Below are 11,434 nucleotides of genomic sequence, written 5' to 3'. Positions count from 1 at the left end.
GTTGCTTTGTACAGCTTCGTCCGCAATATGCCCGGACTGTACGGAATGGGCGGACAACTTGGTAGAGGTTACGCTTTCCTCCGCTAGTTTGGCAGAGGTGACCGCTTCATCCTGTAGGGCTGGAGTCGCTATAGCCTGCAATGCAATATGCTTTCCCTGAATAGCCCCGTTTTGCAAGTGCTCTGATCGGATGGATTCCGGTGCAAGATGTGCAGATTTTACAGCATTCTGGGCCAGTGTGGTTTCCTCTACGGCTCCTGCTACCAAATGCCGGGTGTGTACGGACTGTGCAGTCAGATGACCAGGGCCCACGCTATTTTCCGCCAGATTGGAAGCCTGCACAGCCCGAGCCGCTAACTTCTCAGAGGTGACGCTTTCCGCTTGAAGTGCATGACCGGATACGCTATCCGGGGCGAGATGTTTGGTCTGAACCGATGCAGATTTCAGATGGTCGGAGGTGACGGATTCCGGAGCGAGATGATTCGCCTCCACCGCTTCCACAGCCAGATGGTTACTCTGCACGGCTTTATCCGTAATGTGCCACGGCTGCACAGAACGAGCTGACAGCTTGGAGGAAGTTACACTGCCTTCTGCTAATTTGGGAGCCGTGATCGCCAAATCATTAATTTTGTCTGTAGCCACACTTTCCGGCGATAGTTTCAGCGAAGTGACAGCATGATCCTGCAAATGGTGGGAGTACACTGCTCCACTCGCCAGATGCCCGGTTTGAACCGCCCCTTCACCCAAAATATCTGCGGTAACAGACTGTCCCTGCAAGGCCGAGGTTCCTACACTGCCCTCTCCAAGATGTTCGCTTAGCACGGAGCTGCGAGCCAGATGTGTCGAGTCGACCGATTGAGCCTGCAAGGCCTTGCCACCCACACTGTTGCTGGCAAGGTGATTTTCACGAATCTCTCCGGTTGCAATGTGTACGTGTGAAATGGCTTGGGACGCAATTTTATTTCCAGTGACCGCCCCTGTACCTATTTTAGTCTCCGTCACCGCCTCTTCAGCGATTTTGTCTGACTTAATAGAGCTCGGGGCAATATGGTTTTCCTTGATAGCCTGTTTCGCCACATGGTGATCCAGTACTGCACCCTTTCCTATTTTCTCGCTCGTTACTGCCCCTGATTGCAAATGTTGCTCCGTCACTGCTTCGGCTACGATATGATGCTTACGAATAATTTCAGACTTAAGGTGTAATGAAGAGACCGCCTCCGGAGCAAGCTGAGGACCTTTAATAGCTGACGCAGCAATATGTCTGGTAAGTACGGCTTCATCAGCAATTTTGTGCGGCAAAATGCTCTGATCCGATATCTTGGAGGAAGTCACAGACTGATCGACGATTTGCAGTGAGCCTACCGACTGATCCGCCAGCTTATTGGACTGAATACTCCGGTCTGCGAGATGCCGAGCTGTCACTTCACCTGCACCAATCTGCTCTTCTCCAATAGCACCGGGACTGAGATGTCTTCTTTCAATCGCTTCTGTCTGTATATGCTCCCCGGTAACCGCCTCATGCTCCAGATGACGTCCACTAACGGAACCTTCCTCCAGCTGTTCCTTGCCCACAATTCCGCCTGCAAGCTGCTGGCGGTTGATTGAGCCAGGGGCCAGATGCCGGGCATGAATGGCATGATCGGTCAGGTGTGCGCTCTCAATGCTGCCAGCCTGAATTTTAGAACCATCCACAGCACCGTCCCGCAGTTTGGAAGTGGTTACAGACTGCTCTCCGAGCTTGGAGCTGTCGATGGCTTCATTAGCCAGATTGTTCGATTGAATTGTACCGCTGCGAATTTTATCAGAAGTAACCGCCTGATCTTGAAGCATGTCTTGAGACACAATCCAGTGCTTGAAATGACGGCTCTCAATGGAGCCATTTGCAATATGATCACCGCTGATAATCTTATCGGCCAGCTTTTCCGGGGTGATGCTGCCATCCCGAAGCTTCTCGCCGCCAATGGAGCGATCCTGCAATTTGCTGCCTGCCACCGATGCATCCGACAAATGCTCTACCGTAATAGAATCAGGAGCAATTTTCGAAGAAGTCACTGCACCGTCGGCTATTTTAATCGTTTGAACGGCATAATCCGCCAGATATTCCGTTTGGATGCTCTCTTGTTTCAGCTTGCTGGAGTCGATGGAAGCAGGAGCAATCTTTTCACCAGTCACAGCGAAATCGCTCAAATCATCTGTATAAATGAAAGCATTGTTTACATGGGGCGCCTTCTTGTTGTTCAAAATTTCCTCGACATCAATGGGATCAGGCTGAGGCTCTGGCTCGTTGGCTTCCTCCATTGAGAGCTGAGTCTCTTCTTCGAATTCATTTTCATTGTCATCTTCAACCTCAGTCTCCTGCACAACATCAACTTCAGGTTCGACAATAGCCTGCTCCTCCAACTCCTCTGCTATTGGGGGAGGCGGAAAAGCAACTTGATGAAGTCTTGCTTCTGTCTCCCTCTCCGCAGGCTGTGGCTTCAAGCGCTGTATCATGCTTAACTCATTCATATCCGGGTCAATTACACTATAGAGCGGCTTTTTGTTTCTGGTGGTTTTACGGCTCTTGTTCTTCAAGCAGCTCTCTCCCTTCTCGTATTTATCGTTACAGCATCATATGCAGGCTCTTAGGCACTTGCCACCCTGCTCGGGGGTACTCTTTTCAGTGAAAACACACTCTCAGAAATCCACGTTTGAAAAAAAATTGTTAAAAGTTAAAATAGTAAGGGTGAAGATTGCTACAAGAAGAGAGGAAATACAATAACATGATTATCAAACCAAGAACACGTGGCTTTATCTGTACCACTGCTCATCCGGTGGGCTGCGCCCAACATGTTCAGGAGCAAATTGACTATGTGCAGACCCGTCCTGCTATTCAGGGTCCTCGTAACGTGCTTGTCATTGGGGCATCTGCCGGGTATGGGTTGGCTTCTCGTATTACTGCCGCATTCGGAGCGAAGGCCAATACAATCGGTGTATATCGCCCTAGCAATGCTACAGCCACACGTACAGCGTCGGCAGGCTGGTACAATTCTGCTGCATTTGAAAAGGCTGCTCAGGAAGCAGGACTTACATCCTTGAGCGTAACAGGTGATGCCTTTTCGGATGAAGTCAAAGCCAAAACAGTGGAAGTGATTCGCGAAGAGCTTGGACAAGTCGATCTGGTGATTTACAGTGTCGCTTCTGCCCGCCGTACGAATCCCCGTACAGGTGAAACGTTTAATTCCGTGCTCAAGCCTATTGGGAAACCCTATACAAATAAAACCGTCAACTTCCACACCGGAGAAGTCAGTAGCGTTACACTGGAACCCGCAACGGAAGAAGAAGTGCAAGCAACTGTAGAGGTCATGGGCGGTGAGGACTGGAAGTTGTGGATTGACGCCTTGCGTGAAGGCGGTGTATTGGCCGATACTGCAACCACCTTCTCTTTTTCGTATATTGGTTCAGATATTACGCAGGCCATTTATAGAGAAGGCAGTATCGGAAGTGCAAAGGATCACCTGGAGGCGACAGCCCGTCAATTGAATGATCAACTGAAAGCTACAGGCGGACGCGCCTTTGTCGCAGTCACCAAAGGACTGGTTACCCAATCCAGCTCTGCCATCCCTGTCGTTCCTCTGTATATTTCCGCTTTGTACAAGGTGATGAAGGAAAAAGGGCTGCATGAAGGGTGCATAGAACAATGCTACCGCCTGTTTGCCGAGCGTCTGTATGCACCTGAAACTCCTGTGGATGAAGAGGGGCGTATTCGTATTGATGACTGGGAGCTGCGTGAAGACGTGCAGGTAGAGGTTGCAAAAATTTGGGACGAGCTGACGACAAACAATATTTATGAGTTGTCTGATCTCGAAGGATATCGTCGCGAATTTTTCCAGCTATTCGGCTTTGAATTCGAAGGTGTAGACTACGACGCTGATATTGATCCCATCGTCAATATTCCTCACGTTCGCTAACTCTTTTGAATATCGTGATGATTAGATTGGCAAAACCAAAAAACTGTTCTTCGGCAGTAGAGCACTCTACTCTGCACGAAGGACAGCTTTTGTTTTTTAGCAAAGTTTGCAATTTTAAATTTCATTTGATATTGTACAAGTACGCATAGCAAAAACCCTCTTCTTACCAAGAGGGTGACTACAGTTGGACAAGTCCTACCTTGCCTGACCGTGATTATATTTGCTTAGCCCATCACATCCATATAAGGAGGTGATCAACAATGGCAAAAGACGTTCTGTGTGAGGTTAACTCCTGTACGTATTGGGCCCAAGACAATAAATGTAGCGCAAGCTCCATTTATATCGTAAGCAACAGACCTGCAGACACTCACAAGTCCGAAGAAACAGACTGCAAAACCTTTGAAGCAAAATAAACCTTTATTTTCAAGCCAAACCATAGTTTTCATGAAGGAGCCCCTGCCCGGGTTCCTTCTTTCTTATGATATTCTAACAAGAATGATAATGATTATCAAGCTCTTTTTGCATTAATGGGGTTTACGGGTTTCTATTTTTTGTCGACGGTCAGCGTATAAGGCCTGATGGCAATGGAAGTGAGGTTTCAACAAAAGTTCATCGACTTCGCGTTCATCATCGAACTTGATGGTGGTAATCATCAAAATGCAGCTGTTGCTCCTTGTGGGTCGATATAAACTGATACCAGCGGCTTTTTTTCCTGATTTGATCCAAGCAGTAATAATACGGATGTAATAGCAATACGTATATATCTGCTTTTCAAAAGTACGTATGTTGATGGCATATGCCTGTTGATCGCCAGCTTTGGCGCGTTCTACGACGGATTCTACATGTTCTGTATGGTCATTGGCCCCGGGACCAAAGCGCTCCATAGGATCACCTCCTTGTGTGTCCGTCATCATTCTGTAAAACGAATGCCCTGTGGTTGTTTGTGACATCTTCTATAAAAAACCGAAAAAACACGCATCAAAACAAAAAAAAGAAGCGTCGCTCTGAACGATTCGCTTCTTGTGCTTGATTTTTTTTGTAATTGTTCCTGCCTGGTCGGCCTCATTCGCACATGCTGTGATATATCGGCATAATGACCATTTGTCGCTGGGGGACCCGGCTTTGGCTCAGTCTGTCAGCGGCATCGAAAATGCCGATCTGGTCGCGGAGACGCGGTTTGCTACGTGACCCGTATTGGGCTACTCATGCAGCGATTGCGCTACGCGGCGAGCCTTCCATTCCTGAACAATATCAACGTGGCTACTGAGGCTTAAGTAACCCTACGTTGTTTTGTTTTAAAGGGTTTATTTATTATGGTCCTGTTCGCAGGTAACGAAAACTCAGTAGCTTATGCGAGAGGATTTGAACCATTCAGTCGTTCCATTATTTATATGAGTGCTCATATACCTCATTTTGTAGGGAATCCTTTTGCTTAATATATGAGCTAGAATAGATGCTATTATACGACATTAGATCAGCATGGCTACCCTGCTCTATAATTTTACCGTTTTGAATAACTAAGATATGATCCGAATGTATTACAGTCTGGAATTTATGAGCAATAATAATAATGGTTCGTTCACCCTTAAGTTCATTTAAAAGGTGTAGAATCAAGGATTCAGTTTCAGCATCAAGAGCAGATGTCATCTCATCAAAAATGAGTATCTCTGCGTTATGTAGCAGTGCTCTTGCTATAGCAAGACGTTGTTTTTGACCTACAGAAAGGTCGTATTTTTCGGAAATGATGTACGTATTATATTTCTGGGGAAGTGATAAAATATAGTCATGTAACCCGACTTTTTTCGAAATATCAATGACTTCATTTAATGTTGCATTTTTATTCCCAAAAGCGATGTTCTCGAATATAGTTCCTGTTGTTAATAACTCTTCCTGTGTTACTACCGCTATATTTTTATAGAAGGAACTTTTATTTAAATCGTGTAATTTATGATTATCATAAAGAATCTCACCTTTAGTTGGAACAATTTCTCCTGTTAAAAGTTTTGCAATCGTAGTTTTACCAGATCCACTTCCTCCTACTATAGCTAACATTTGATTTTTTTTGATTTCAAACGAGATATTATCAAGAACAGAGGTTTGATTATTGTAAGAAAACGACACGTTTTTTACATGTATTGCATTTTCTATATTTGAAAAAATGGTATTGCCGTTCCAAATATCTTTTAAATTCAAAAAGTCAAGAATCCTCTCGGCAGAAGCTATAGCTGATTGAACACCTACGTTCAACTGTGATAAGCGTGATACAGGTTGTAACAGTTTGACTATATATGTACTAAACGCGACGAGCGTGCCTAAGGTGACTTCTCCTTTAATTAATAAGAAGCCGCCAATGATTAGTAAAAGTACAGGGAAAAACCCGCTTAAAAAGTTACTGATTATGCCTAGTAGCAGTTCACGAGAAAAAAGTTTTTTCAAAATACGAATCAGAAGGATTTGTTCTCTGCAAAATAAGGCACTACTATACCTTTGGCGGTTAAATCTAACCGAGGTCCACTTTTGCTTTAAACCTAATTGTAGTATTTCCATTACATTTTCGTACTGTTTTTTGTAATTTATATTTAACTGATACACTTTCTTTTTGGAATTGTAGTATAAGAAAAAGTAAATGGGTATAAAAAACAAGGATATCGTTGCCAACTTCCAATCCATAAAATAGAGGACAATTACGGTTCCGATAATCGTCAAACAATCGGTAAACATAGCTATAAATGCTTGGTTTAGCAATCCTGTGAACGCCTCGACATCATTATAGATTAAAGAAATAATCTTACCGGAAGGCTGATGGATTCGTAGACTAAGATTTTGATTATAAATATCATTTCTTAATCGAAATTGCAACAAATTTCGAATTCTAAAAATAAGTGAATCTCTAAGTGCCGCTGTCAATCCCCCTCCGATCAGTAAGGATAAAAAAAGAATACCAAAATAACTTATTTCCTTAACAGAAAGTGCTTTAGCATTATAAGAATCTATCAATCTCTGCATTAAAATGGGTTGGTATATCATAAACAATATATTTATGATAATTATGCAGAGTGCGGTAATTTGAAGTGGCAATAGAGGTTTAATATATCCTTTTATTAATTGTATCATAAGTATGTCCTCCGTAATTGGGAATTAGGAGCCAGGGTATAACTGTATCGGCATTGCTGTATTACATAAGAAGTAGATGGGAGTACAATGCCGAATTATAAATTATTGACCAAAAAGGATGTTTCTTTGTTCTTGGGTAAGTTGAAGGTATAAATTTATAGTAGAAGTAATGAATTTTTGGGTTACTTTGCAGAGTTTACCGACAGGTTGATTGATATTTCCATTCTCTGAAAAATTCTCCTGGTGACATCCTCCGCCACAGAGGTTTTTTGCCCAACAATTTGAACAGGTTGTTCTATTTCTTATCGTTGAATTTTCTATAAAATCATATTGTCTGCTCAATTTATCCTCATCAAACAGGTTGCCGATGGAGCATTCGTCCTCGCCTACAAACCGATGGCAAGGGAACAAATTCCCTCTAACATCAACAGCGACAGCATTCGTACCTGCGCCACAAAAGTGAATTCTAGGACCGCCGGAATGGATTTTACTTAGCATACCAAGGACATTGGACATTTTTTTGGCTGTAGCATAGTCTTCATTTTCTAATAATTCTTGGAATCTTTCTACCAGCTTAACCATCTCTTTTGATAAAATATCATAGTGCTCGTCCGATAAGGAATAAAGCGCTGGGGACAAATATATTTTTCTAAAACCCAGTTTTACTAAATGGTCAAAAGACTTATGAAGATCAAGCTCTACAGGTGTTACTGTACCTCTTGCACCTATTTTATGATCATTTCTCATTTCTTCTGTACGTTTTAATAGTAAATCATAAGACCCTTGTCCACCTTTGAAAAAACGATTAAAATTATGTGTTTTTTCATCACCGTCAATGCTGGTTTGCACACCAAAATGATGTTTGTAAAAAAAGCTTTTGATTTTAGGAGTGATGAGTGTACCGTTAGTGGTTATAGAAAAAGAAAATTTCTTATGATGAATTTGAGATTGTTTATTAACGTAGTGTACAGTCTCTTGTATTAGAGGGAAATTTAATAAGGGGTCCCCGCCAAAAAAAGTGATATTTAATTGCTCCATTTCTCCCGACTGTTGAATAAGAAAGTCTACAGCCGCTTTAGCAATTTGTAAAATATATAATAATGTACATTTTTTAGTTATACAAAACCATACTAGGAAGGAGAACTTCAAAGTTATCATTCACTTGTTTATACGAAGCAACTTACAGATTGCTCAAAAAGTACTTGTATCTGGTTAGGACATTTTATTGATCTCTCTTTACGTGTTATATACAAACCTATGTCATCGTGTATGTTGCTTTAACTACAAAAAAATGTACAATAGTAATATTTCATGCTTAGGAGGTTTGAAAATGGAATATATAGTCGAAACTAAAGCACTCCGAAAAAATTTTGGTCTCTTTACCGCTGTATACGACATATCCTTGCACGTGGAGCGGGGGAGCATTTACGGTTTTCTCGGCGAGAACGGGGCCGGAAAAACAACCACAATCAGAATGCTGATGAGACTCATGGAGCCTACAAGCGGAGAGGTTCTCTTATTTGGGGAGCGGCTGGAGAAGAACTACCCGTCTATCTTTTCCAGAATAGGCACCATTATTGAAACGCCTGGCTTTTACGGAAACCTCAGCGCAAGGGATAATCTGAGGATATGCTGCACGTATATGGGGGTGAAAGATGAGGGAAGAATTGAACGTACGCTCTCTACCGTGGGATTGGAGCATACCAGCAAGAAGAAGTTTAATGATTTTTCCTTAGGGATGAAGCAAAGATTAGGGATTGCGAGGGCGCTTGTCCATGATCCGGAGCTGCTCATATTGGACGAGCCTACGAACGGACTGGACCCGTCAGGGATCAAGGAAATTCGTCAATTACTGAAACGGCTATGTGAGGAAGAAGGGAAAACGATTCTCATCTCCAGCCACATCCTGAGCGAAATTCAACAGTTAGCGACACACATCGGAATCATACATAATGGAAAACTGTTGGCAGAAGATCGTTTGAACCGGTTGGAGGAAAGCTTTGAGCAATATACGGATGTAAAGGTAGACGATGCGGAGGCGGCTCGTACGTTTCTGCAAGAGCGTATGAAGCAGACTCAATGTGATGTGAAATCCAAGCAACATTTAAGAATCTATAACCCTATCGAGAATACAGCGGCGTTAAACAAAGAGTTAATGGATCACCATTTTTCGGTCTATGAAATACACACCTCAAAGCAGACGCTGGAGGATTACTTCCTGGCGCTCATCTCAAGGGAGGGCGGGCGGCGTGATTAGAGCGGAGCTCATTAAACTCAAAGGCTCAAAAGCTTTTGTGCTGAGCTATATTATATTACTGGCTGTTACGCTGTTATTTTTTATTTTAGACGCTATCTTTCCCCAGTATTCGATTGATCATTCTGGGTGGAACTATTATTTTCAGGAAATTGTCGGCTTCATCAACATTGCGACCGGATTCATCAGCTACTTCATATTAACCGGTCATATTTTCGCGAGAGAGTACCAGGAAGATACGCATCTATTTATGTTTACGAGTCCTGTAGCCCGAACGAAATTTTATATCAACAAACTTATGGTAATATATGGATATATAGTGGTTTCTTTATTTTCTGTGCTGATTTTGTCTGCGTTATTAGGGATGTTGATTACTGATCGACCCTTAACACTGGATATCTGGGTAGACCAGATTCTGGTGTTTGCTAAAATGTGTGTAATGCATGCGATGTTAATACCGATCGTCTCTTTTTTCGCCATACGGTGGAAAAGTTTTCTGGTGGTCGTGCTCGTAGCTTGTACCGCCATATTTTTTAATTTCATATACAAAAGTGAATGGTATCCGTGGATTGTTCCGTATCTTTTATCTCCCAATGAAGGAAGAGGGTTAATACAGGTCGATGTTTCAATAGCTTGGTTCAGTTTATCTGTTACCTTTATTCTTGGATTATTTTTATCCATGTGGACATATAAAAGAAGATACTAAAGATGGGCTTTCTGAAAGGAGGGGGATTATGCTTAACCTGTTTAAAGTAGAGTGGCTGAAGCTGAAATGGACCAAAATTCTTATTCTGAGCGTGATTATTTTAGTATTATCGGTCGCTTTGATTTCCTTCAGTTATGAGGGTAGCACCAAGTATTCCATAGACCGTGACGGTTGGAATGCATACTTTATGGATTTGGTATCCATTATCAATTTTGTAACCGGGTATATGAGCTATTATATTTTGACCATCTTTATCTATACGAGAGAGTATCAGGAAAACACTCATATTGCCCTGTTCACAAATCCGGTTCGTCGGACGCGTATCTACTTCAGCAAGCTACTGGTTATATATACGTATATTGCGGTTAGCTTGCTGTTGGCATTTGTCATATCTGCTGTATTGGGAACCTTGATTACAAGTAGACCTTTAACTTCTGAAATTGTTATATATCAGCTTGGGGTATTTGCTAAAATGTTTCTTATGCACGCCATGCTCATTCCGATAATATCTTTCTTCGCCATTCGATGGGAAAAATTTATAAACGCTGTGATCGCGATGTGCACGGTCATATGTTTAAATTTTGTTCTGATCAATGTAACTGGAAATACACTCTATCCATGGACGGTCCCAGTTTTATTTTCTCCACATGGCACGTTGGGAAGAACATATACGCATGTTCCGAACGGGGTCATCAGTATATGTTTCATTTTTGTGCTGGGGCTTATCCTGTCGTTGAGGAGCTTTAGCAGCATAAAAAAGAAATAAACTGTTCAAGTCAAGGAATCAACATACTTCTATACTAACGTTGTATATAAGCAGGCACCTAAACGAAGTATACGCTTCGTCAGGTGCCCTCTTTGTATTATAATGTTTGATTAGCACAAAGGCATTCATTTTCTTCATACTTGCATTTTCGTACCTGCAGTTGTTATTTGGTTAAAACTTTAACCTCCTTGGGACCAAGGGGCACGGTGATGGAGCAAGGTACTAAAAGTTTATCAGGGATACGTTCAATCGATATGACAGACGGAGTAATTGAAGTGTTGAAGAAACACAAAGAGAGAATTAGTAAAGAAAAAGAACTGGCTGGAGAAATGTATATGGACAATGATTTAGTGTGTTGTACCAACATCGGTAAGCCTGTATTCCAAAATACACTTTCAAGATTAAAAATATAAAGATAAAAACATTGGGGCTACTATTTTATTGCTATTATATTGGCTCCTTTTGGGTCGATATGAATTGATACCAGCGGCTTTTTTTCTTGATTTGATCCAAGCAGTGATAATACGCGACTTTATAAAGCTAACCTGAAAAAGAAACCCCCTGCTGCCGATATTTCCCTATCGCCTGATATACCTTGATAAAAATGTCCTGTACCGCGTCCTCCGCTTCCTCGCGATTTTTCA

10 protein-coding genes and 2 pseudogenes are annotated in these 11,434 nt (G+C 42.3%); 7 read left to right on the top strand and 5 right to left on the bottom strand.

Going from position 1 to position 11,434, the window contains the following annotated elements:
- Positions 1–2,574 (bottom strand): annotated as a pseudogene (locus L693_RS0106685) (WIAG-tail domain); the annotation flags it as partial.
- 188 nt (positions 2,575–2,762) lie between these two features.
- Here L693_RS0106685 and fabV point away from each other — a divergent pair.
- Complete coding sequence (fabV, locus tag L693_RS0106680) at positions 2,763–3,950, top strand: enoyl-ACP reductase FabV (protein WP_025716604.1); 1,188 nt, start codon at positions 2,763–2,765, stop codon at positions 3,948–3,950.
- 260 nt (positions 3,951–4,210) lie between these two features.
- Positions 4,211–4,363: a DUF1540 domain-containing protein gene (locus tag L693_RS28940; RefSeq protein ID WP_081752092.1), complete on the top strand. Its 153-nt coding sequence runs from the start codon at positions 4,211–4,213 to the stop codon at positions 4,361–4,363.
- Between the two features lie 111 nt (positions 4,364–4,474).
- Here the strand turns inward: L693_RS28940 and L693_RS0106670 are convergent, their stop codons facing one another.
- Positions 4,475–4,834, bottom strand: a complete 360-nt coding sequence (locus L693_RS0106670; RefSeq protein ID WP_025716603.1) for a hypothetical protein — start codon at positions 4,832–4,834, stop codon at positions 4,475–4,477.
- A 220-nt stretch (positions 4,835–5,054) separates the two neighbouring features.
- Here L693_RS0106670 and L693_RS29820 point away from each other — a divergent pair.
- Positions 5,055–5,217, top strand: a pseudogene (locus L693_RS29820) (NADPH dehydrogenase); the annotation flags it as partial.
- 116 nt (positions 5,218–5,333) lie between these two features.
- Here L693_RS29820 and L693_RS0106660 read toward each other — a convergent pair.
- Together L693_RS0106660 and papB are read right to left on the bottom strand one after the other, a co-directional pair.
- Positions 5,334–7,064, bottom strand: a complete 1,731-nt coding sequence (locus tag L693_RS0106660; protein WP_025716602.1) for an ABC transporter ATP-binding protein — start codon at positions 7,062–7,064, stop codon at positions 5,334–5,336.
- A 102-nt stretch (positions 7,065–7,166) separates the two neighbouring features.
- The gene (papB, locus tag L693_RS0106655) at positions 7,167–8,222 is read right to left on the bottom strand and encodes a PapB family radical SAM/SPASM ranthipeptide maturase (RefSeq protein ID WP_269320827.1); all 1,056 of its coding nucleotides are present in this window, start codon (positions 8,220–8,222) and stop codon (positions 7,167–7,169) included.
- Positions 8,223–8,394: 172 nt separating this feature from the next.
- Here papB and L693_RS0106650 point away from each other — a divergent pair, with 172 nt between their 5' ends.
- The 4 genes from L693_RS0106650 to L693_RS0106635 all read left to right on the top strand — a co-directional run bounded on the left by L693_RS0106650 (position 8,395) and on the right by L693_RS0106635 (position 11,203).
- On the top strand, positions 8,395–9,321 hold the full coding sequence (locus L693_RS0106650) for an ABC transporter ATP-binding protein (protein WP_025716600.1): 927 nt from the start codon (positions 8,395–8,397) through the stop codon (positions 9,319–9,321).
- A complete protein-coding gene (locus L693_RS0106645; RefSeq protein WP_025716599.1) occupies positions 9,314–10,024 on the top strand; it encodes an ABC transporter permease in 711 nt (236 codons plus the stop codon). Before L693_RS0106650 ends, L693_RS0106645 begins: the two co-directional genes overlap by 8 nt.
- Positions 10,025–10,052: 28 nt before the next feature.
- Entirely contained in the window at positions 10,053–10,790 is a 738-nt protein-coding gene (locus tag L693_RS0106640; RefSeq protein WP_025716598.1) for an ABC transporter permease, read from the top strand.
- Between the two features lie 209 nt (positions 10,791–10,999).
- Positions 11,000–11,203, top strand: a complete 204-nt coding sequence (locus L693_RS0106635) for a hypothetical protein (protein WP_025716597.1) — start codon at positions 11,000–11,002, stop codon at positions 11,201–11,203.
- 127 nt (positions 11,204–11,330) lie between these two features.
- Here the strand turns inward: L693_RS0106635 and L693_RS32330 are convergent.
- A partial coding sequence (locus L693_RS32330) for an RNA polymerase sigma factor (RefSeq protein ID WP_442950164.1) occupies positions 11,331–11,434 on the bottom strand: 104 nt, incomplete at its 5' end.

The sequence above is a fragment of the Paenibacillus sp. 1-18 genome, from assembly GCF_000520755.1.
GTDB classification, from domain to species: domain Bacteria; phylum Bacillota; class Bacilli; order Paenibacillales; family Paenibacillaceae; genus Paenibacillus; species Paenibacillus brasilensis.
Note: the sequence above shows the minus strand (reverse complement) of the source record. Positions and strands in the feature narration are given on the sequence as shown.

Excerpts from the sequence above, each read along its gene's own strand:
- L693_RS0106635 (WP_025716597.1), top strand. The coding sequence starts at position 11,000 with ATGGAGCAAGGTACTAAAAGTTTATCAGGGATACGTTCAATCGATATG.
- L693_RS0106670 (WP_025716603.1), bottom strand. The coding sequence starts at position 4,834 with ATGGAGCGCTTTGGTCCCGGGGCCAATGACCATACAGAACATGTAGAA.
- L693_RS28940 (WP_081752092.1), top strand. The coding sequence starts at position 4,211 with ATGGCAAAAGACGTTCTGTGTGAGGTTAACTCCTGTACGTATTGGGCC.
- L693_RS0106650 (WP_025716600.1), top strand. The coding sequence starts at position 8,395 with ATGGAATATATAGTCGAAACTAAAGCACTCCGAAAAAATTTTGGTCTC.
- L693_RS0106640 (WP_025716598.1), top strand. The coding sequence starts at position 10,053 with ATGCTTAACCTGTTTAAAGTAGAGTGGCTGAAGCTGAAATGGACCAAA.
- L693_RS0106660 (WP_025716602.1), bottom strand. The coding sequence starts at position 7,064 with ATGATACAATTAATAAAAGGATATATTAAACCTCTATTGCCACTTCAA.
- papB (WP_269320827.1), bottom strand. The coding sequence starts at position 8,222 with ATGATAACTTTGAAGTTCTCCTTCCTAGTATGGTTTTGTATAACTAAA.
- fabV (WP_025716604.1), top strand. The coding sequence starts at position 2,763 with ATGATTATCAAACCAAGAACACGTGGCTTTATCTGTACCACTGCTCAT.